Origin of the sequence: Corallococcus sp. AB018 (assembly GCF_003986945.1) — a bacterium.
In the GTDB taxonomy this organism is placed as follows: Bacteria; Myxococcota; Myxococcia; order Myxococcales; family Myxococcaceae; genus Corallococcus; species Corallococcus exiguus.
The window spans coordinates 1-19,253 of the sequence record NZ_RAWR01000134.1; the positions used below are offsets into that span (position 1 = coordinate 1).

The window sequence follows — 19,253 nt, forward strand, 5'->3', positions numbered from 1 at the left end:
CACCAGGAGATGCCACCGCCCCCCGCGCCCACCGCGGATCCGCGTCCACGAAAACGCTCCAGCCCCCAGAAAGCCGCTGGGGCATGCTGGACGCCCCTATTTCACCCCGTTTTTCACGCCGGGTCCGGCACGCGCCACCCGGAGGCAAGTCACACCCATGGAGAGACATTGAACCGGGGAGTGCCTGGATGTCTGTCTATTCCATGCAAGGAATTGGCGTCTGCTTGAAGTGTTTCAGCCGTACTGGCCGCCGTGACTCGGGAAGAAGCGCGACAGCGTTTGTCGCATCCGTGAGAAAAAAAGAATCCGGCCCTCGGCGTTCTCTGGAGGGAAGGGAGGCGGTCGCATGGTGCCAGGGAGGGAGGAGCCGCCAGTCCGGGAGGGCTCTGGAGGGGAATTCGCCGCGTTCGCGATCCGCCATCAGCCGGTGCTGGTCGCCATCGCGCGCAATGTCTGCGGCAAGAGTGCCAGTGATTGCGACGACCTGGTGCAGGACGTGCTCTTGCGCGCGCTCCTGCAGTGGGAGCGGCTCAAGCGTTGGCCGGAGCCCGCGCGCCGCGCGTGGCTGGTGCGCGTGCTGCACAACCGGTTCCTGGACCAGTGCCGCCGCCAGGGCGCGGAGACGGACCGCCGGGTGGACCTGCACAACGTCCACATGCTCTTCGAGGACCCGGAGGACGCGCCGGAGCCCGAGCAGTGGGAGTGCGTCACGGAGGACGAGCTGCGCCAGGCCGTGGCGCGGCTCAACGAGAAGCTGCGCCAGGCGTTCGAACTGCATGCGCGGGGCCTGCGCCATGCGGAGATCGCCCGGCGGATGAACACCCCCAGCGCGGGAACGGTGGGCACGTGGCTCTTCCACGCCCGCCGCCGCCTCAAGGCCATGCTCCACGACACCGCGGAACGCCGCCGCCAGGAGAGGGAACGATGAGCACCGCGTGTGAGGACCTCCAGCCCTTCCTGGACGGGAGCCTGTCCGCCGAGGACCAGCGCCGCGTCCGAGGCCACCTGGCCACCTGCGACGTCTGCGCCCGCCGCTTCCACGACCTGCTGCAACTGGAGATGCTCGCGAGGCTCGCGCTGGAGGACCCCGCGGAGAGCGAGCGCTGGGTGTCCGCCCGCCAGGCCCGCGAGACGGTGCCCGGGGCCGACTGGGACGACGTGCCGGAGAACTGGCCCGGGGACGTGCTCGCCACGCCCCCGCCCCCGGAGCGCGAAGGCCGGGCCTGGCACCAGGGCGCCCGCCGCTTCCGCCGCCGCTGCCCGGGGTGCGCCAACTGCTGCCCCTGGTTCGCGACGACGGAGGCGGTGGAGGCCGTCAGCGCGCCGCGCCTCCCGTGCCCGCGCACCAGCCGCTCCGGTGCGACGCTGCTGCGCCCCCGCACGCGCCGCTGAAGACGCGGGCACTCGCCGCCTGCTCCTCCCTGGGGGGCAGGCGGGGGAGCCAGCGGCGAACGCTGTTAGCGGAATCCACCAAGGATTGCTTCCGCTCGCGTTTCGCAAGGGACGGGAGGCGGCCTCGCGACTCCAGGCCCTGACGCGTGATGGATCTCTGGTGCAAGAAGCTCTACCGGTTCCTGGATGGGGAGCTGGAATCGGGGGACGAGGAGCACTTCCGGCTCCATCTGGCCCTCTGCCGCGCGTGCGCCAGCGGGCTGCATGATGCGATGCAGTTGGAGATGCTCAGCGTCCAGGCCCTGTGTGGCGCGGTGGCCCACAACGACGCGCCACCACCACCTGCTCCCCTCCGAGGTCCGTTCCGCTTCGCGTTGCCGCGCGGCAGATGGCGGCATGCGATGGGGGCGGTGCTGGCCATGGGACTGGGTGCGCTTACCGCGGTCATGACGGGGGACGGCTTCCGGCCGAAGGACGCGTGGCGGGCGGATGCGTCCGCGAGGGAGCTGGAGGCGCGCATCGCGTACCCGGCCGCGGACCGCTACCTCCCCTACGTTCCCGTCCGGACAGGGGCGGGGGGCGGAGTGGCGCTCGCGACCGAACCGCCGGTGCCCCTGCGGACCCTGGCGGCACTGGAGGAGCGGGGGGACCTGCACGGCATCGCGGCGGCCTACCTGGTGCGTGGCGAATTGCGTCAGGCGTCGGACTTCCTGTCTCGCAGCGCCCCCTCGCTGGACCGGGACAGCGACCGGGCCGTGGTGGCGATGGCGGCGGGGGATTCGCGGGGCGCCCTGGGGCTGCTCGAAGGCGTGTTGCGTCAAGCACCGGACCATCCCCAGGCCCTGTGGAACCGGGCGCTGGTGCTTCGCGCCATGGGACTTCCGCTCCAGGCGGCGGAGGCCTTCGAGGCCGTGGCCCGTCGGGGGGAACCGGGGTGGAGCGAAGAGGCCGGAATCCGGGCCCTGGCGCTCCGGCAGGGGGGCGCCTTCTTGAAATGATTAGGGGCGACCCAAGGATTCTGGCGGTCGGCGTCTAATTATCGAGGCGCGGCGTGGCGGCGGCGGCGGGGTGGACGGCAAGACACCGCACCGGGGGGACGCGATGTACCGCATCGATGCGTGGAGCCAGGGGGACGGCGAGCTGTGGGCGCCCGGTTCCAACGGGGGCGCGGGCGTGCGGCCGGAGGACGAGGCCCGGGAGCCGAGGGGGTACCGGGTCGAGGAGCAGGAGGGGGATGGGGAAGAGGACTCCCGGCACGAAGGCGAGGAATCGCTCTTCGATTTTGAGGAAAGCGACCTGGATTGGGTCGCCAGCTACTGAGGTAACGGCGCGCGCGGTTGGATGTCCGCGCTCCACGCGGCCTTCGGGGGAGGGCCGCCGCTTCCAGTGGATTCGCTGGCCGTGAGGCCTGGCGGGTTCCAGGTGTCCCGAACCGGGGGGGACGGGATCCGGAAGCGTGTGGGAGCGAGGACATCCGAGCGGGTGAGCAGGTGGGAATGCGCCCCAGGCCCTCCGTTCCCGGACCCCAAGGGTTCCGGGAGCGGGGGGCTTCGGTTTTTCTGGGGCGCGCTAGGCTGCTCCGCCTCCTTCCCGACCCGGAGTTCCCGACATGAACCGTTGGCGCGCAGTCCTACCCGCCCTGAGCCTGGGCTGTCTGGTGGCGTGTGCCACCGTCCCCGCGAGCGCTCCCACCCCGTCACCCGTGCCGCCGCCGTCCCAGGAGCGGGCCCTGCGCGAGTCCTGGCTGAAGGAGCGGCACGGGCTGCTGTTGGACATGATGCGCCGGCACGGCGTGGCCATGTGGGTCGTGGTCAACGAGGAGTTCCACGATGATCCGCTGACGGCCTGGGTCGCGCCGCCGCTGCCGTACGCGGGCAACCGCGACGTGTTCGTCTTCGTGGACGCGGGCGACGCGGGGCTCCAGAAGGTCGCGTTGACGGGCTACGCCACGGAGGCGGTGTCGCGCTTCTTCGAGGCGCCCCCGGTGGAGCGCAAGCAGACGGAGGCGCTCGCGGACCTGGACGCGCGCTACCACCCGCGCACCATCGCGCTGGCCATGGACGGGCGGCGGGGCGTGACGCGCAGCCTGACGCATGACACCTACAAGTGGCTGGTGGAGGCGCTGGGCCCATCCGCGGAAGCGCGCTTCGTGAGCGCGGCGCCGCTCATCGAGGAGTACCTGGACACGCGGCTGCCCGGCGAGTTCACGCCCTACCGCGACCTGGTGGTGCTGACGGAGTCGCTGGTGAAGCGGGCGCTCTCCAACGAGGTGGTGGTGCCCGGCAAGACGACGGTGGGGGACGTGCGCCGTTGGCTCTACGACGCGCTGTTCGACGCGCGCGTGGGCACATGGTTCCAGCCGGACCTGCGCGTGCAGCGGCAGGGCATGAAGGACGGCTTCTCCCGGGGCTTCCTGGCGGTGGCGGACGAGGCGGTGGTCATCCAGCGCGGCGACCTGCTGCACGTGGACTTTGGCGTCTCGGCGCTGGGGCTGAGCACGGACTGGCAGAAGATGGCGTACGTGCTGAAGGACGGGGAGACGGACGCGCCGGAGGGGTTGAAGCGCGCGCTGGAGAACACGCGGACGCTGCAGGACGCGCTGATGCTGCGCGCGTCGCGGCCGGGGCGCTCGTCGGCGGATGTCTACGACGCGACGATGGCGGAGATGAAGGAGCGGGGCATCGAGGCCAAGGTCTACAGCCATCCGCTGGGCGCGCAGGGGCACGCGCTGGGCGCGTCCATCGACTTCCGCGCGGCATCGCGCTCCGAGGCACCCAGACTGTTGCGCAAGGGCTCGTACCTCGCGGTCGAGCTCAACACCGTCACGCCCGTGCCAGAGTGGGGTGGGCAGCAGGTGGCGGTGATGCAGGAAGATCCGGCGTACCTGACGGACGAAGGCTGGCGGTTCTTCGTGCCGCGCCAGGACGCCTTCTATCTCATCCACTGACGACACGAAGGGAGCGGACGTGATGCGCGTGGGCAGACCATGGACGACGTTCGGAAGGGGGGCGTGCGCACTGCTCCTCATGGGACTCACGGGGTGCAGCGCAGCCAGTGGGGACGACTCTCCCGCGCGGCAGGAGAGTCCCCTGGCCGCGGAAGCATCACTCCGGCCGCCGCGCGCGGTGGACAGTCTGCTCAGCCTGTTTGATCAGACAGCCTCCGTGGTGGAGGGTGAAGTCACGGACGTGCGCGGTGAGTATTCGCCGCGCACGGGCCCGTGGACGGTGGTGACGCTGGGGAATGTGCGGGCGCACCTGGGCGCGGCTCCACGGGAGCTGCGCCTCAAGCAGGCCGGAGGGGTGCTGCCGGATGGACGCCAGCTCGTGGTGAGCCATGTGCCCCGCTTCGTCCGGGGCGCGCGCTACGTGGTCTTCCTTCGCAACACCGGCTGGAGCCTGTCGCCGGTGCTGGACGAGCACGCCTTCCGCGTGGAGTCGGTGGCGGGCCGCGAGGTGCTGGTGGGGTCCGAAGGCGGGCTCGTGGCGGGTCTGGGTTCGGCGGGGGTGCGGCAGACGGCGCCGGTGTTCGAGACGGTGGACCTGATGGGGGTCCGTCCGGCGCTGCGCGCGGAGGCACAGGCGCGGGGCGCTCCAGAGGGAATGGATCGCGAGGCGTTCCTCTCGCTGCTCCAGAATCACCTGCGCGCGCGTGGGCTCACCGTGACGGGAGCGTTCCGAGACGAGACCGTCACCACCGCGTCGTCGATGTCCGTGCCGGTGACGCCCGCAGTGGCGCCGTCCGTGGTGCCGGGTGCCGTTCCCCTCCAGCCCGAGCGGGACCTCCCGCCCGGCCAGCCGTGATGAGGTCCGCCATGAAGACAACGACATTCGTGGGCGTCGTCGCGGCGCTGGTGCTGGGTGGCATGGAGGCGGGCGCCGCCGCCTGGGACACGTGCAACGGGATGCCGGTGAAGTGGTACAGCGGGCCGGCCGTGTACCGGAACCGGTGCAGCATCCCGGACTCCGGCAACGTCAACACGGCGTACTGGAATGGCTTGCGGCAGTGGGACGACCTGTCCCACATCGTCAGTGGCTTCAACGTGAACGCGGCGACGGACTGCTCGCTGGACCACAGCGACGGGCAGAACGAGATCGGCCTGTGTGACCGGGCGTCCATCGACGGGAACAACGGCGTGACGTACTCCGTCGTGGGGCTGTGCTTCATCGGGGCCAATGGCATCGACGAGGCGGACGTCTGCATCGCCAGCGACCTGGACTTCACGCCGCGCACCGGCAATTCGTTTGGCACGTCGGGCCGGAGCACGTTCGTGCACGAGGCGGGGCACTTCTTCGGCTTCAAGCACGAGGGCGGGCACAGCATCCTGCGCACCTCGCCGCCGCACCTGGTGACGGGCGGCTACGAGTCCTCCACGCTGTGGCCCACGAACGCGCAGGGCATGAACACGCTGTACGGCTATTCGGTGACGAAGCCGAACCTGCTGCCGTCCTCCATGGGCGTGGTGGGGGACGTGGCGCAGACGCTGGACCCGGCCGGCACGAAGACGGTGTGCCGGGGCACGGCGCAGAGCGTGAAGTTCTACGTGGGCAACATGGGCAACGCGGCCGTGTCGTCCTACTCGATGCGCGTGCGCCTGAGCACGACCGCGCCGCCGAACGGTTACTACGAGTCCACCAACGTGGTGGGCACGTTCAACCACTCGCTGGGAGCGTTCTCGGAGGGCATCTACTCGCTGGGCTTCACGGTGCCGTCGACGCTGCCGTTCACCACGTACTACGTCTACCTGGACATGGATCCGGCGGGCGCGGTGGATGAGCTGAAGGAGAACGACAACACCACCGTCAGCGCCATGGTCCTGCGGGTGGGGTGCTGAGCATGCGGCACGGGGCCTTGTGGGTGGGGCTGCTGCTGGGCGCGTGCGCGAAGCCGAGGGAGGAGCGGGTGACGTCGCGTGATGCCCTCACGGCGGCGGAGCTTCCCCAGCCACGCGGCGCGGCCACGGTGCGCATGGACCCGAGCACCTACTCGGCCCCGTCCGTGCGGTTCATCGCCGACTTCCTGGGGGAGCCGCCTGTCACCCTGATGCTGGTCGCGCTGAATGCGCAGGCAGAAGACGGGGGCACCTGGCGCTTCCGCATGGCGGTGGACGAGAAGTTCTTGAAGTCGAAGCACGCCACCGCGCGGATCATCCCGCAGACGGCGATTGGCCCGGGCCTCGTGGTGGTGGACTACCAGCAGCCCAACGGGCCCGCGATGATGATGGACGAGGGCACCCTGGACCTGACCGTCACCGGGAAGCAGGCGAAGGGCGAGGTGCGCGGGAAGGACGGCAGCGTGCGCGCGACGTTCCAAGGCCCCCTCACCGTCGAATGCACGGTGCCGCCCGCGTGGCTGAGCAGCGTGAACGCGCCCGCGGCACCGCCCGCGCCCGTCCCGTCCTCTCCCGATGAAGGGACGGTCCGGGTTCCCGATGAGGCCCTGTCCACGCCGCAATGCCGGGCCATGGCGGATGCCTTCCGCTGACGCCAGCCTCTCCCGTGGGCCCACCCAGCCGGGCCCACGGGGGCTGAGTCACTCCGCGTCGCGACCGCTCACATCCGCCCAGGTCAGACCGAAGCGCGCCAGGTACTTCCGGAGCCGGTCCGCGTCGTTGACGCTCTTCTTCTGCGCACGCGATTGAGCGAACAACGTCCGGCCCGCGTCTGACAACGAGCGCGCGGAGCGGCACACCGTCACCACATCCGCGAACTGCACCCGGTCGAACCGGTCCAGCTCCGAGGCCCGCACCGCGCCCATCACCTCCACCAGCACGTCCTCGCCCGCTGACGTCGCCGCCGCGCCCGCGGGGCGCCACTGCGTCCGCAGTCGGTCCAACTCCTCGTCCACCACCTCGCGGGTCATGCGCCCGCCATCCGCCAGCGTGGACATGCGCAGCACCGCCGCGTTGAGGTCGCGGAAGTTGCCGCTCCACCGGGCCTCGGGGGACGTGGCGAAGCGCAGGAAATACTCCTGCGCCTCCTTGCTCATCGTCACCCGCGTCCCCAACGCCTGCGACGCCTGATCCAGTTCGTATTGCAGGTTGGGCGCGATGTCCTCCGGACGTTCGCGCAGCGCGGGCAGCCGGAAGGTCCACAGGTTGATGCGCGCGAGCAGGTCCTCGCGGAACCGCCCCCGCTCCACGTCCAGTTGGAGGTCGCGGTTCGTTCCCGCGATGAGCTGGAAGTCGCTCTCCGCCTCCTTGTCCGCGCCCACCGGCAGGAACCGCTTGTCCTCCAGCGCGCGCAGCAACATGGCCTGCTCGTCCGCGCCCAGCTCTCCAATCTCGTCCAGGAACAGCACGCCGCTATTCGCCTGCCGCATCAGTCCGGGCCGGTCTCCCACCGCGCCCGTGAACGCGCCCTTCACGTGACCGAAGAGCGTGGACATGGCGCCGTCGCCGCGCAGCGTGGCGCAGTTCAGGTCCACGAACGGGCCCGTCACCTGGTTGCGCGCCTTCTTCAGCGCGTAGATGCGCTTCGCGAGCCGCGACTTGCCCGCGCCCGTGGGGCCCGTCAGCAGCAGCGGCGCTCGGGATTGAACCGCCACCTGTTCAATCCGCTCGATGATCCGGTTGAACGCGGCGTTGTGCGTGTCGATGCCGGACTTGAGGAACGACAGGCCCTCACGCTGCTGTTGCCGGAAGCGCGCCGCCAGCGTGTCGTAGTTCGACAGGTCCAGGTCGATGATGGCGTGCGTGCCCACCGCCCCGTGGTCCTTCCCCTTGCCCGGAGACGTCTGCACCAGCCGGCCCGGAATCAGCCGGCTCTCCACCAGGAGGAACATGCAGATCTGCGCGATGTGCGTGCCCGTGGTGATGTGCACCAGGTAGTCCTCTTCCTCCGGATGGAAGGCGTGCGCGCGCACGTGGTCCAGCAGCGCGCCGTAGGTCTCCTCCAGGTTCCACGGATCCCGGATGGGCAGGGACGTGAGCCGCACCTGCGTCTCCGGGGACACCTGCGAGATGTCGTCCCGGATGACCGCCGCCAGTGACGTCCCGTGGGGCGGGTGCAGCAGCTCCAGCCGGTGCACCAGCAGGTCCTCCTGCTGGCACAGCGACACCGTGGGCCTCCACCGCGTCCAGCGGTTCGCCCCCATCCCCGTGTCCAGCGTCGTCCCCAGCATCCCGATGACGACCGTCCGCCGCGCCTTCGCTTTTTGAGCCATCAGGATACGTATTTATCCCATGGGATATGGATTTCCAGTCTGCCCCGGGTACTCCCCTCGGGAACGGCGTTGGCACGCCGGCTGCTCTAGCTCCCCCACGTGACCGGGACCCAGCGCCCGGTCGAACGACCGAAAGGTGCAGCGCCATGGACCGGACGAACGCGAACTACGAAGTGATGTCGGACGAAGCGGGTCGCCCCATCAAGACGTGGACGGTGGGGGTGCCGTTCGAGGACGAGGCGAAGAAGCAGCTTCGCAACCTCCGCGGCCTGCCCTTCATCCACAAGTGGATCGCCGCGATGCCGGACGTGCACCGCGGTTACGGCGCGACGGTCGGGAGCGTGGTGCCCACGGTGGGCGCGGTGGTGCCGGCGGCGGTGGGCGTGGACATCGGATGCGGGATGATCGCCGTGCGCACGACGCTGCGCGCGGATCAGCTGCCGGACTCGCTGCGCGGGGTGCGCTCGGCCATCGAGGCGGCGGTTCCGCACGGCCGTACGGACAACGGCGGCCGGAATGACCGTGGCGCGTGGAAGGACTCGCCCGCGACGCATACCGGTGCCTGGGCCCGCCTGGCGGAAGGGTACGCCCGTATCGTCGCGAAGCATCCTCGCATCGGCCGTGGGCCGGAGCTGGCGCACCTGGGAACGCTGGGAACGGGTAACCACTTCATCGAGCTGTGCGTCGATGAGTCGGACGGCGTGTGGCTGATGCTGCACTCGGGGTCGCGCGGCGTGGGTAACCGCATCGGAAGCCACTTCATCGAGCTGGCGAAGCAGGACATGGAGCGCTTCTTCATCCGCCTGCCGGACGCGGACCTGGCGTACCTGCCGGAGGGGACGGAGCACTTCGACGACTACGTGTTCGCGGTGAGCTGGGCGCAGGACTTCGCGGCGATGAACCGCGAGCTCATGCTGCACTCGGCGGTGGAGGCCCTGAAGGCGAGCGGTGAGCTGCCTCCGTTCGAGCTGTCCGAGTCCGCGGTGAACTGCCACCACAACTACATCTCGCGCGAGCACCACTTCGGAAAGAACTGCTTCGTGACCCGCAAGGGCGCGGTGCGGGCGCGCGAAGGCGACATGGGAATCATCCCCGGCAGCATGGGGGCCCGTTCCTACATCGTCCGCGGGAAGGGAAACGCGGATGCCTTCCACTCGTGCAGCCACGGCGCGGGCCGGGCGATGTCGCGCGAAGCGGCGAAGAAGCGCTTCACGCTGGATGACCACGCGAAGGCGACCGCGGGCGTGGAGTGCCGCAAGGACGTGGACGTGATTGACGAGACGCCGGCCGCGTACAAGTCCATCGACGCCGTGATGGCCGCGCAGGCGGACCTGGTGGAGGTCGTCCACACGCTGAAGCAGGTGGTGTGCGTGAAGGGATAGCCGAAGGGTAACCCCACCCGCCGTCCTGCGGAGGTGCACATGCCGGGATGAAGACGCCGAGGCGCCCGTTCCCCCCAAGAGGTCCGCGAAAGCGGCCGTTAAGGGTGGGGGAGCGGGCGCCGCTATTTTTTGAAATCAGGGATGGGATGCTGCGCACGTCCGCGAGCGCGCAAAGGAGCACCACGCACATGGTTCGCATCGATGGTTCACAGGGGGAAGGGGGCGGCCAGGTGCTGCGCACCGCGCTGGCGCTGTCGCTGGTGACGGGCACTCCGTTCGAGATGGTCAACGTGCGCGCGGGCCGCGCCAAGCCGGGCCTGCTGCGCCAGCACCTCACCGCGCTCAAGGCCGCGGAGGCCGTGGGCGCCGCGGAGGTGACGGGCGCGGAGTTGGGCTCCAAGCAGCTGTCCTTCCGTCCGCGCGCGCTGTCGGCGGGCAACTACCACTTCGCGGTGGGCACGGCGGGCAGCGCGACGCTGGTGCTCCAGACGGTGCTGCCCGCGCTGCTGCACGCGGAAGGGGCCTCCACGCTGATGCTGGAGGGCGGGACGCACAACCCGGCGGCGCCGCCGTTCGAGTTCCTGGAGAAGGCGTACCTGCCGCTCCTGCGCCGCATGGGCCCGCGCGTGGACGTGACGCTGGAGCGGCCCGGCTACTATCCGGCGGGCGGGGGCCGGTTCCGCGTGGACATCCATCCCGCGAAGCTCCAGCCGCTCCAGTTGCTGGAGCGCGGCCGGGTGCTGCGCACGGAGGCCGTGGCCCAGGTGGCGGCCATCCCCTTCGACGTGGCGAAGCGCGAGCTGGACACCGTGGCCGCCGCGCTGAAGCTGCGTCCGGATCAGCAGCGGCCGGAGGAACTCAAGCGCGCCTTCGGTCCGGGCAACGTGCTGCGCGTCGAAGTGGAGAGCGAGCACGTGACGGAGGTCTTCACCGGCTTCGGTGAACGCGGCAAGCGCGCGGAAGTCGTGGCCGAGGAGGTCGCCGCGAAGGTGAAGCGCTACCTGGACGCAGGCGTGCCCGTGGGCGAGCACCTGTGTGATCAGCTCCTGCTGCTGTGTGCCCTGGCGAAGGGTGGCAACTTCCGCACGGTGGCGCTGGACAGCCATTCGCTCACGCAGCGCGAGACGATGGCGCACTTCCTCGACGTGGAGGTGGACGCGCGGGAACTGGAGCGCGACGTGCACGAGGTGACGGTGCGCGCCTGACGTGGGGTAGGGCAGGGCGGTGCCCCCTTGTCCGGCCGGACGCCCGGCGGTCGGACGAGGCACGCGCTCAGCAGGGCTCAACCCATGGCGTTACCTCGCAGCCTTCCTACGTTGTGACCCGTGGGGAGGCTGCGCGTGGCGGAAGTCCCTGAAGTCGAAATCATCATCCGAGACCTGAAGCAGGCCGTCGTGGGCCGGCGCTTCGTGGGCGCGGAGGTGCTGATGCCCGCGGCGGTGCGCTTCGCCTCGCCGCCGGACTTCATCCAGAACCTCAGTGGCCGCAAGGTGCTCGCGGCCGAGCGGCGCGCGAAGTTCATGCTGCTCACGTTGGACGACGGGCAGACGCTCGCGCTGCACTTCATGCTCTGGGGCGAACTGCAGCTGCGGCCCGTGGGAAGCGAACGGCCTCCCGCGACGCTCGTGGTCCTCACGCTGGAGGGCGACGAGGAACTCCAGCTCACCGACACGCTGGGCTACGCGCGCGTGGCGCTGGGGCCGACAGCGCTGCTGGCCTCGCAGCTCAAACTGGAGGAGCTGGGACCGGAGGCGCTCGACGAGGCCTTCACTCCGGAGGTCCTGGCGAAGCAGCTTCGCCGCAGGCGCAGCCCGCTCAAGACGGTGCTCTTGAATCAGCGCGTGCTCGCGGGGCTGGGCAACCGCGACGCGGACGAGAGCATGTGGGTCGCGGGCATCGAACCCCGGCGGCTCGCATCGTCGCTGTCCCCGACGGAAGTCGTCCGGCTGCACCAGGGCATCCGCGACGTGCTGGAAGAGGGCCTGCGGCTGCGCGGCACGCAGCGCGACCTGTTCGGTGTGCAGGGGCAGGCGAAGCACCGGCGCAACATCTTCGGCAAGACGGGAGCGCCTTGTCCCCGCTGCGCCACGCCCGTGTCTCACCTGCGCATCGGCGGACGCAACACGCATTGGTGTTCGCACTGCCAGCCCGCGGACGGCGCCGCGACAGAGGCCCCGGCGCAGACGTCACTGCTCTGAGCTGGTATGAACGCGAGCGTGTCCGACGTTCCCGTCCCCTCGCCCCTGTCCCTCGATGACGCGCTCGCGCGAGCGAGCGAGGAACTCCAGTTCCCCAGCTACTACCAGTCCAGCGTGCGGCCGCTCCTGCGCAACCCCGAAGGACGCTGGCCCCACTGCTGCGGCGGAGGCTGTGAGCCGTGCGCCCAGACGCTCATCCGCGTCGCGCTGCGCGCGCTCGAACTGATGGGCACGCCGCGCCAGAGCCCTCCGCCGGACTTCTAGTCAGAACAGCCGCGTCCCCAGGCCCACGCGCCCCGTGAGCCCCAGCCGCGTGTGGCCCGCGCCCGCGCGCTCCTGGAACGTCTCCACGCCCACCTGTCCCGCCGCGAGCAGCGACAGGTTGCCGCCCAGGTAGACCTCCACGCCAAAGCCTCCCAGCGCCTGGAAGCGCCGCTGCTTGTCACCCGTGAGCCCCAGGTCGATGGGCAGGTCCACCAGGCCCAGCACCACCACGGTGTCCGCCACCCGGTAGCCCGCCACCATCCCCGGCAGGATGCGCACCAGCACGCCGGAGAAGTTGTCGTCGTCCATGTACGTGGAGCCGGAGTTGAGCACCAGGCCCACGCCCAGCGTCGGCGCCAGCCGGAACGCCCCGCTCCGCACCACCTCCTTGCGGCCCACGAGCTCCAGCGACGCGCCCAGCTTGAACCAGTCGAAGCGCGCCCGCGCCTCCACCTCCAACGCGCCCAGGCCCTGCCGGAACCCCAGGCCCACCTCCGGCGCGCCCGTGTAGCCATAGAGCGCCGTCGCCCCCGCGGGCAGCATCACCGGCGCCACCACGGAGCCCAGCGGGTCCTCCTGTGAGAAGGACACTTCGGCATCCTGGGCGGAGGCCAGTCCGGGCACGGCGAGGAGGGCGAGCAGGAGTCCGAGGCGCGTCATGGGCGCGCACCCTAGCTTGGGATGCAGCCTGGCCAAAACCCAACGAATCCAGGGACTTGGGGGCAGGTTGTACATTCGCAAGGGATCCCTGGAAGAATAGGGAATCCATGGTTGCCTACCTGCACGCCGCACCGCCTCCTGATGCCTCCATGCCCGGAGGTCCCGACGCACTCGACCTGCAGGGTGGGGCCGGGGGCTGGGTACTGCTTGTGGGTGACACTCCGCGGCCCACGGTGGCGGAGGCGCTCGTCCGCGAAGGCTTCGACTCCGTGCATGTGGACGGCGCACGCGCGGCGCTGGAGCGGCTGGGCGTGGAGGCGGGAGGGACGCTGCCGGACGCGGTGCCCATGGCCCCGAAGGCCGAGCTGCCCCGGCTGGTCATCATCGACGCGGACCTGCCGGACGGCGACGGCTTCAGCCTCTGCGGCGTGCTCCGCGCGGACCCGAAGTGCGCGCACCTGCCGGTGCTGCTGGTGGCGAAGTGCGCGGAGGAGTTCCACCGCGACCTCGCCGCGGGCGTGGGCGCGGACGAGTACCTGGTGGAGCCGGTGGACGCGTGCGACGTGGCGGTGCTCGCGCGGCTCAAGGCGGGGCGGCGCGGCGAGGAGGACGTCTACGACGCGCACACCTCGACCCTGCCGCTCGGGGCGCTGCTGCGCGCGCTGCTGTCCGGCGTGCGCTCGGGGCGCGTGGTGCTGTCGGAGGACTCCGGCGCTCTCTTCTTCCGCCATGGCCTGGCGGTGGACGCGGCCTTCCACGGCGAGCGCGGCATCCTCGCGTTCCGGCGCCTGCTGTGCTTCGGCTCGGGCGCGTACACGGTGACGTTCGGCCCGGAGCTGCAGCGGGGCAGCTTCTCCATGGACCGCCAGTTCCTGTGCGAGCAGGTGGAGCCAGCCCTGGAGCGCTTCGAACAGCTGCGCGTCAAGGGCCTGCCCCTGGCGGCGCGGCTCACGGTGGACTTCGCCCGGCTCGCGCAGGAGCTGCCCTCGCTGCCGGAAGACGTGGAGCAGGTGGTGCGGCTCTTCGACGGGCGGCGCACCGTGCGCGCCATGCTCCTGGAGTGCCGCTTCCCGGAGGCCCTGGCCTACGAGGCGGCGACCCGCCTGTTCATGCTGGGTGTGCTGGTGCCCGCCATCCTGGTGGAGGAGCGCGAGCGCGCCCGGGAGTCCGCCGGACCGCCCCGCCTCTTCGAGCCCGCCCTGGCTCCCGATTCCGAGCCGGAGCCCGGGCGGGACGCGTCGTGAGGGTTTGACTCGGGCGGCCTGCTCGGGGCACAAGGCCGGGAACGCCACGGGCTGAACGCCCGTCCACCCCACGCCGAAGCCGCCGCCATGTCCGGTCACAACCGCTGGTCGAAACTCAAACGCCGGAATGCCGTCCTGGGCGTGGCCAAGGGCAAGCTCTACTCCAAGGCCATCAAGGAGATGACCGTCGCCGCGCGCCTGGGCGGCGGTGACCCGTCCAGCAACGCCCGCCTGCGCGTAGCCGTGGCCCTGGCGCGCGAGTCGAACATCCCGCGCGACACCATCGAGCGCGCCATCAAGAAGGGCACGGGCGAGCTGGCCGGCGAGTCCTACGAAGAGGTGACGTACGAGGGCTACGGCCCCGGCGGCGTCGCGCTCATCATCGAGTGCCTCACGGACAACCGGAACCGCTCCGCCAGCGACGTGCGCAACCTCCTGAGCAACTACGGCGGGAACATGGGCGCGGAAGGCGCCGTGGGCTGGATGTTCCACAAGAAGGGCGTCATCACCGTGAAGCCCGGCCCCACCGAGGACCAGGTGATGGAGCAGGCCCTGGACGCGGGCGCGGAGGACGTCGTGGACCAGGGGCCGGACGGCTTCGAGGTGCGCACCGCCCCGGCGGACCTGCACACGGTGGGCGCGAAGCTGGAGGCCGCGGGCCTGCCCCTGGGCGAACAGAAGTGGACCTTCGTGCCGCAGAACACCGTGAAGGTGGAAGGCGACAACGCGAAGCGCCTGTTGAAGCTGATGGACGCGCTCGACGACAACGACGACGTGCAGCACGTGCACGCCAACTTCGAAATCGACGAGTCCCTGATGGAGTCGCTGTCCACGTAAAGCCCTTGATGGGGCGCGTGGGAAAGGAACGGGCCGGTGCGGGTACTCGGCGTGGACCCTGGCAGCCGCTTCATGGGCTTCGGGGTGGTGGAGGAGAAGAAGGGCAAGCTCGTGCACCTGGGCCATGGCGTCATCAAGGTGGTGGAGTCCGCGCCCCTCGCTGAACGCCTGAAGGACCTGCACGCCGCCTTGAGCGCCGCGCTCCAGCGCTACCAGCCGGAGGCCGTGGCCGTGGAAGGCCTCTTCACGCACCGCAACGCCCGGAGCGCCCTGGTGCTGGGACACGCGCGCGGCGTGGCGCTGCTCGCCGCGGCGCAGGCGGGCCTGCCCGTGCACGAGTACGCCCCCGCCAGCGTGAAGAAGTCCGTGGGCGCCAGCGGCGCGGGCGGCAAGGACGCCGTGGCGCGCATGGTGCGCACGCTGCTCGGCGTGGAAGAAGCGACGCTGGAGCGCGCGGATGCCAGTGACGCGCTCGCCGTCGCGCTGTGCCACTTGAACCAGTTTCGCGTGGGGATGCCCCGCGCCAGCGCTCCCGGCAACGGCAAGCGCAAGGGGGCCGCGTCGGTGCTCGCGGACCGCCTGTCGTCCGCCTACCAGCGCCCGGAGACCCGCCGATGATCGCCCGGCTGCGTGGCAACGTGTTGGAGAAGGGCCCCGAGGATGCCGTCATCGACGTGCACGGCGTGGGCTACCGCGTGAACCTGTCCACCGTGTCGCTGGGCAAGCTGCCCGCGGACGGCCAGCCGGTGGACCTGCGCATCCGCACCGTGGTGCGCGAGGACGCCTTCGAGCTCTTCGGCTTCCTCTCCCCAGCGGAGGAGGAGCTCTTCCAGCTGCTCAACACCGTGTCCCGCGTCGGTCCGCGCATGGCCCTGGGCGTGATGTCCGGCATGGAGGTGGGCGAGCTCATCGCGGCGCTGTCGCGCGGTGAGACGAGCCGGCTCGCGAAGATCCACGGCGTGGGCAAGAAGACCGCGGAGCGGCTCGTCCTGGAGCTCAAGGAGAAGGTCCGCAACCTCCACTCGGAGGGCATCGCGCGCGGCACCACGCCCCGCGCGCCCGTCACCTCCGGCAACAAGGCGGACCTCGTCTCCGCGCTGCTCAACCTGGGCTACAAGCAGCCCCAGGCGGAGAAGGCCGCGGACGTCGTCATCGAGCAGCTGGGCCCGGACGCCTCCTTCCAGGCCCTCTTCCGCGAAGCGCTCAAGGCCCTGCGCTCCAGTCCGTGACTTCCGGACACCGCTCCGCCCTCCAGGGCGAGACGCGGTGCTTCCTGGAGCGGGAAATCCTCGGAAAAAACGCGCAACTCTTTTTCCTGTAGGAAGCCGTTGTCGTCACACGGCGAACGCGCCTGCCGTTCGCTGGTCATCACCCGGGGATCCACGTCGCTCACGGTTTGACACCCCTGAGCAATCCTGCCGGGCCATGAGCTGGCCCATTCCGCTGCAAATATCAATTTCCAGCGCAGATGCGGTGGTCCCGAAAGGACCGCGCCGCGCCCAGGAGGCGTGTGTCATGGCGACGTGGCGGGGTGTTTCGGTCGTCGTGCTGCTGCTCTCCGGCGTCATCGGAGTGGGGTGCGGCGCGGCCGAAGGCGAGGACGTGTCGGCGGTGGGCGAGGTGTCCGCGGCGCTGGAGTCAGCGGCGTATGGAGGCCCGCAGCCGTGTGGCCCGTCCGCGCGGATTGTTGGAGATGTCCGGCGCGGCGAGGAGGGCTCGGCGCCGGAGACGCTGGTGGAGGTGGCCGGGCAGGTCTTCTACGCCGCGAATGACGGCGTGTCCGGCCGCGAGCTGTGGGTGACGGACGGGAGCGCCACGGAGGCGCGCCGGGTGAAGGACGTGCGGCCCGGTGCGTACGGCAGCACGCCGCGCTTCCTCACGCGGATGGGCGGGCGGCTGTTCTTCGTCGCGGACGACGGCGCGCACGGGCCGGAGCTGTGGCTGTCGGACGGCACCGCGAAGGGCACGGTGCTGGTGGCGGACATCCGGCGCGGGGCGCAGGGCAGCGCGCCGGACGCGCTGACGGTGGTGGGCAGCCGGCTGTACTTCACCGCGGATGACGGCGTGCGCGGCCGCGAGCTGTGGAGCACGGACGGCACGGCGAAGGGCACGCAGCTCACGCAGGAGTTCGCGCCCGGGCAGGCCTCGCTGTACCTGGACGACCTGACGGAGTGGAACGGGAAGCTGGCGCTGGTGGCCTACGGCGACGCGGTGACGCTGTGGGTGGTGGAGGGGCGCACGGGCACCTCACGGGCGCTCTTCCGCGGTCCGGAGCAGTCCGTCGTCTTCTCGCTGACGCCCGCGGGGAAGGACCGCCTCTTCTTCCTCGTGGACGTGGGCTTCGGCGAGGCCGACCTCTGGGTGACGCGGGGCCAGCCCTTCCTCACCTTCCCGCTCCGGCACTTCGCGGGGGACTACCCGTCGGAGCTCACGCCGCTGGGCAGCGCCGTGTACTTCATGGCCGGCGCGGAGGGCTTCTTCGGCGAGCCCGGGGACCTGTTCCACGGCGGCGAGCTGTGGAAGAGCGACGGCACGCTCCTGGGCACCCGCCTGGTGAAGGACGTGCGGCCGGGGCCCGAGGGCTCGCTGCCTTCCGGGCTGACGGTGCTGGACGGGCGGCTGTACTTCGCGGCGGATGACGGCGTGCACGGCCGCGAGCTGTGGAGCTCCAACGGCACGGCGCAGGGCACGGTGCTGGTGCAGGACGTGGAGCCGGGCCCCGCGAGCAGCACCCCCACGGCCTTCGCGGTGCTGGACGGGTGGCTCTTCTTCTCCGCGACGACGGCCGGCCGGGGCCGCGAGGGCTGGTACTCCAACGGCGACCCGGGCCACGTGGACCCGATGCGCGACATCGCTCCCGCGGGGATGGACGCGAACCCCCACGGGTTCGTGCGCGCGGGGGGCTCTGTCCTCTTCATCGCCACGGACCCGGCGCAGGGGGAGGAACCCTGGGCGCTGCCCTTCCTCCCCGCGGCCCGCTGCGCCCGCCTGGAGCCCTGAGGGAGTCGACTACGCCGCGCGCCGGACCGCGGGCGTGGGGTGCAGCCCGCCCGTGTTCGGCGCGGGCAGCACCACGGTGGGCCCCAGGCCCGGGGCCAGCAGGTGCGAGGTGAGCAGCGAGGACGGGTGGAAGTTCACGAACGACGCGTCATGCGCGGACGGGCCCGCGAAGAGCTTCTCCACCACCATGGACGCGTACTGCTCCAGCGAGTCCTCGCGCGTGTTGCCGTTGAGCACCACCTCCCAGCCCATCTGCTCCGCGAAGCGGCGCACGCCGGGGATGCGCGACAACAGCGGCGTGTAGCTCTCCGTGCTCACGCCGTTCTCGCTCACCACGAACACTTCATTCGCGGTGGCCACCGCCAGGGACATGTTCCCCTGCGTGTGGCCGGGCGTGCTGAGCAGCGCCGCGCCCTGACCCAGCCACGTGTCCCCGTCCAGGAGCACCACGCGCTCGTCGGGAATGTCCGCGCCGCCGGGCACGAACCACACATGCTGCATGGGGTGCAGGTGCTTCACCATGGTCCACTCCGCGCGCTGCACCAGCAGCTTCGCCCGGGGGAACACGGGCGCGGCGCCGTCACCGCCCAGCCAGCCGCGCAGGTCCTGGATGTGCAGGTGGTCGAAGGCCAGGTAGTCCACGTCCGACGGCGTCAGCCCCAGTTGCTCCAGGTAGCCCTGCACCGTGCCGTGGCGGGTGGACATCACCTTGTCGGAGAGGAACGCGCCGTAGCGCTCGCGCAGCGCGCGGTAGAAGGGCGCCGCGTGGCCCCGCTCGTAGTCGGTGGGGTTGAAGAGCAGCGTGCGCCGCTGGCCGGTGCCGGCCTCCGCGAACTGCACCACCTGCATGCGGTTGGTCATCATCACGTAGGGCGCTGGTGACAGCGCCGCCCCGCTGAAGGCGAACAGCGTGGGGTAGGGGAACGTGATGAGGTCGCACGTGGCCACCGCCGCCACCGGGCCTTCCCGGACGAAGGCTTCGCGGGCCTCCTGCGCGGCGCGGCGCAGCTTCTGGAGACGGGCGCCGGGCGAACGCTCGGTGCGGGCCTCGGGCAGGAGGGGCAGGGGACGGAATGGGGCAGAAGCGGAAATCATGACGCGACTCCCTTCGG

General features: G+C 70.8%; 20 protein-coding genes. 17 read left to right on the plus strand and 3 right to left on the minus strand.

What is annotated here, in order from left to right; translation table 11 throughout:
- Positions 1 to 346: 346 nt before the first annotated feature.
- The 8 genes from D7Y11_RS26020 to D7Y11_RS26055 all read left to right on the plus strand — a co-directional run bounded on the left by D7Y11_RS26020 (position 347) and on the right by D7Y11_RS26055 (position 6,876).
- Positions 347 to 928, plus strand: coding sequence for an RNA polymerase sigma factor (locus D7Y11_RS26020; RefSeq protein WP_120564062.1), 582 nt, complete (start codon positions 347 to 349; stop codon positions 926 to 928).
- Positions 925 to 1,392: an anti-sigma factor gene (locus D7Y11_RS26025; RefSeq protein WP_120581683.1), complete on the plus strand. Its 468-nt coding sequence runs from the start codon at positions 925 to 927 to the stop codon at positions 1,390 to 1,392. Before D7Y11_RS26020 ends, D7Y11_RS26025 begins: the two co-directional genes overlap by 4 nt.
- 149 nt (positions 1,393 to 1,541) lie before the next feature.
- Positions 1,542 to 2,390, plus strand: coding sequence for a zf-HC2 domain-containing protein (locus tag D7Y11_RS26030; protein ID WP_121755776.1), 849 nt, complete (start codon positions 1,542 to 1,544; stop codon positions 2,388 to 2,390).
- A gap of 70 nt (positions 2,391 to 2,460) precedes the next feature.
- A complete protein-coding gene (locus D7Y11_RS26035) occupies positions 2,461 to 2,712 on the plus strand; it encodes a hypothetical protein (protein WP_121755777.1) in 252 nt (83 codons plus the stop codon).
- Between the two features lie 289 nt (positions 2,713 to 3,001).
- A complete protein-coding gene (locus D7Y11_RS26040; protein ID WP_126935055.1) occupies positions 3,002 to 4,339 on the plus strand; it encodes a M24 family metallopeptidase in 1,338 nt (445 codons plus the stop codon).
- Positions 4,340 to 4,418: 79 nt separating this feature from the next.
- Complete coding sequence (locus D7Y11_RS26045) at positions 4,419 to 5,195, plus strand: hypothetical protein (protein WP_126935056.1); 777 nt, start codon at positions 4,419 to 4,421, stop codon at positions 5,193 to 5,195.
- 11 nt (positions 5,196 to 5,206) lie between these two features.
- Complete coding sequence (locus tag D7Y11_RS26050; protein ID WP_126935057.1) at positions 5,207 to 6,226, plus strand: hypothetical protein; 1,020 nt, start codon at positions 5,207 to 5,209, stop codon at positions 6,224 to 6,226.
- 2 nt (positions 6,227 to 6,228) lie between these two features.
- Positions 6,229 to 6,876 carry a hypothetical protein gene (locus D7Y11_RS26055; RefSeq protein ID WP_126935058.1) on the plus strand — a complete coding sequence of 216 codons (648 nt, stop codon included), beginning with the start codon at positions 6,229 to 6,231 and terminating at the stop codon, positions 6,874 to 6,876.
- Positions 6,877 to 6,924: 48 nt separating this feature from the next.
- Here the strand turns inward: D7Y11_RS26055 and rtcR are convergent, their stop codons facing one another.
- Complete coding sequence (gene rtcR, locus D7Y11_RS26060; protein WP_120578574.1) at positions 6,925 to 8,556, minus strand: RNA repair transcriptional activator RtcR; 1,632 nt, start codon at positions 8,554 to 8,556, stop codon at positions 6,925 to 6,927.
- Between the two features lie 146 nt (positions 8,557 to 8,702).
- Here rtcR and D7Y11_RS26065 point away from each other — a divergent pair, with 146 nt between their 5' ends.
- The 4 genes from D7Y11_RS26065 (at position 8,703) to D7Y11_RS26080 (ending at position 12,400) form a co-directional block, all read left to right on the plus strand.
- Positions 8,703 to 9,938, plus strand: a complete 1,236-nt coding sequence (locus D7Y11_RS26065) for an RtcB family protein (protein ID WP_120578573.1) — start codon at positions 8,703 to 8,705, stop codon at positions 9,936 to 9,938.
- A gap of 188 nt (positions 9,939 to 10,126) precedes the next feature.
- The gene (gene rtcA, locus D7Y11_RS26070; RefSeq protein WP_121753842.1) at positions 10,127 to 11,143 is read left to right on the plus strand and encodes an RNA 3'-terminal phosphate cyclase; all 1,017 of its coding nucleotides are present in this window, start codon (positions 10,127 to 10,129) and stop codon (positions 11,141 to 11,143) included.
- Positions 11,144 to 11,278: 135 nt separating this feature from the next.
- Positions 11,279 to 12,136 (plus strand): Fpg/Nei family DNA glycosylase, encoded by an 858-nt coding sequence (locus D7Y11_RS26075; RefSeq protein ID WP_121753831.1) that lies wholly within the window; start codon positions 11,279 to 11,281, stop codon positions 12,134 to 12,136.
- Positions 12,137 to 12,142: 6 nt separating this feature from the next.
- Entirely contained in the window at positions 12,143 to 12,400 is a 258-nt protein-coding gene (locus D7Y11_RS26080; protein WP_172810043.1) for a hypothetical protein, read from the plus strand.
- On the opposite strand, the gene D7Y11_RS26085 is transcribed toward D7Y11_RS26080, so the two are convergent.
- Positions 12,401 to 13,060, minus strand: coding sequence for a hypothetical protein (locus D7Y11_RS26085; protein WP_120578571.1), 660 nt, complete (start codon positions 13,058 to 13,060; stop codon positions 12,401 to 12,403). It lies immediately after the preceding gene.
- A gap of 107 nt (positions 13,061 to 13,167) precedes the next feature.
- Here D7Y11_RS26085 and D7Y11_RS26090 point away from each other — a divergent pair, with 107 nt between their 5' ends.
- From D7Y11_RS26090 to D7Y11_RS26110, 5 genes are all read left to right on the plus strand, one after another.
- Positions 13,168 to 14,304, plus strand: a complete 1,137-nt coding sequence (locus tag D7Y11_RS26090; RefSeq protein ID WP_126935059.1) for a response regulator — start codon at positions 13,168 to 13,170, stop codon at positions 14,302 to 14,304.
- A gap of 87 nt (positions 14,305 to 14,391) precedes the next feature.
- Complete coding sequence (locus D7Y11_RS26095) at positions 14,392 to 15,141, plus strand: YebC/PmpR family DNA-binding transcriptional regulator (RefSeq protein ID WP_121753833.1); 750 nt, start codon at positions 14,392 to 14,394, stop codon at positions 15,139 to 15,141.
- Positions 15,142 to 15,177: 36 nt separating this feature from the next.
- Positions 15,178 to 15,759 carry a crossover junction endodeoxyribonuclease RuvC gene (gene ruvC / locus D7Y11_RS26100; RefSeq protein WP_120578568.1) on the plus strand — a complete coding sequence of 194 codons (582 nt, stop codon included), beginning with the start codon at positions 15,178 to 15,180 and terminating at the stop codon, positions 15,757 to 15,759.
- Positions 15,756 to 16,370 carry a Holliday junction branch migration protein RuvA gene (gene ruvA / locus D7Y11_RS26105; protein ID WP_120564076.1) on the plus strand — a complete coding sequence of 205 codons (615 nt, stop codon included), beginning with the start codon at positions 15,756 to 15,758 and terminating at the stop codon, positions 16,368 to 16,370. The genes ruvC and ruvA overlap by 4 nt, the downstream gene beginning before the upstream one ends.
- Positions 16,371 to 16,656: 286 nt before the next feature.
- Entirely contained in the window at positions 16,657 to 18,141 is a 1,485-nt protein-coding gene (locus D7Y11_RS26110; RefSeq protein ID WP_120578567.1) for an ELWxxDGT repeat protein, read from the plus strand.
- Positions 18,142 to 18,150: 9 nt separating this feature from the next.
- Here the strand turns inward: D7Y11_RS26110 and D7Y11_RS26115 are convergent, their stop codons facing one another.
- Positions 18,151 to 19,236 (minus strand): hypothetical protein, encoded by a 1,086-nt coding sequence (locus tag D7Y11_RS26115; RefSeq protein ID WP_120578566.1) that lies wholly within the window; start codon positions 19,234 to 19,236, stop codon positions 18,151 to 18,153.
- Between the last annotated feature and the right edge of the window lie 17 nt (positions 19,237 to 19,253).

What these genes read in the sequence shown, in the direction of transcription:
- D7Y11_RS26020 (WP_120564062.1), top strand. Translation starts at nt 347, where the DNA reads ATGGTGCCAGGGAGGGAGGAGCCGCCAGTCCGGGAGGGCTCTGGAGGG.
- D7Y11_RS26025 (WP_120581683.1), top strand. Translation starts at nt 925, where the DNA reads ATGAGCACCGCGTGTGAGGACCTCCAGCCCTTCCTGGACGGGAGCCTG.
- D7Y11_RS26030 (WP_121755776.1), top strand. Translation starts at nt 1,542, where the DNA reads ATGGATCTCTGGTGCAAGAAGCTCTACCGGTTCCTGGATGGGGAGCTG.
- D7Y11_RS26040 (WP_126935055.1), top strand. Translation starts at nt 3,002, where the DNA reads ATGAACCGTTGGCGCGCAGTCCTACCCGCCCTGAGCCTGGGCTGTCTG.
- D7Y11_RS26045 (WP_126935056.1), top strand. Translation starts at nt 4,419, where the DNA reads ATGGGACTCACGGGGTGCAGCGCAGCCAGTGGGGACGACTCTCCCGCG.
- D7Y11_RS26050 (WP_126935057.1), top strand. Translation starts at nt 5,207, where the DNA reads ATGAAGACAACGACATTCGTGGGCGTCGTCGCGGCGCTGGTGCTGGGT.
- D7Y11_RS26055 (WP_126935058.1), top strand. Translation starts at nt 6,229, where the DNA reads ATGCGGCACGGGGCCTTGTGGGTGGGGCTGCTGCTGGGCGCGTGCGCG.
- rtcR (WP_120578574.1), bottom strand. Translation starts at nt 8,556, where the DNA reads ATGGCTCAAAAAGCGAAGGCGCGGCGGACGGTCGTCATCGGGATGCTG.
- D7Y11_RS26065 (WP_120578573.1), top strand. Translation starts at nt 8,703, where the DNA reads ATGGACCGGACGAACGCGAACTACGAAGTGATGTCGGACGAAGCGGGT.
- rtcA (WP_121753842.1), top strand. Translation starts at nt 10,127, where the DNA reads ATGGTTCGCATCGATGGTTCACAGGGGGAAGGGGGCGGCCAGGTGCTG.
- D7Y11_RS26080 (WP_172810043.1), top strand. Translation starts at nt 12,143, where the DNA reads ATGAACGCGAGCGTGTCCGACGTTCCCGTCCCCTCGCCCCTGTCCCTC.
- D7Y11_RS26085 (WP_120578571.1), bottom strand. Translation starts at nt 13,060, where the DNA reads ATGACGCGCCTCGGACTCCTGCTCGCCCTCCTCGCCGTGCCCGGACTG.
- D7Y11_RS26090 (WP_126935059.1), top strand. Translation starts at nt 13,168, where the DNA reads ATGGTTGCCTACCTGCACGCCGCACCGCCTCCTGATGCCTCCATGCCC.
- D7Y11_RS26095 (WP_121753833.1), top strand. Translation starts at nt 14,392, where the DNA reads ATGTCCGGTCACAACCGCTGGTCGAAACTCAAACGCCGGAATGCCGTC.
- ruvA (WP_120564076.1), top strand. Translation starts at nt 15,756, where the DNA reads ATGATCGCCCGGCTGCGTGGCAACGTGTTGGAGAAGGGCCCCGAGGAT.
- D7Y11_RS26110 (WP_120578567.1), top strand. Translation starts at nt 16,657, where the DNA reads ATGGCGACGTGGCGGGGTGTTTCGGTCGTCGTGCTGCTGCTCTCCGGC.
- D7Y11_RS26115 (WP_120578566.1), bottom strand. Translation starts at nt 19,236, where the DNA reads ATGATTTCCGCTTCTGCCCCATTCCGTCCCCTGCCCCTCCTGCCCGAG.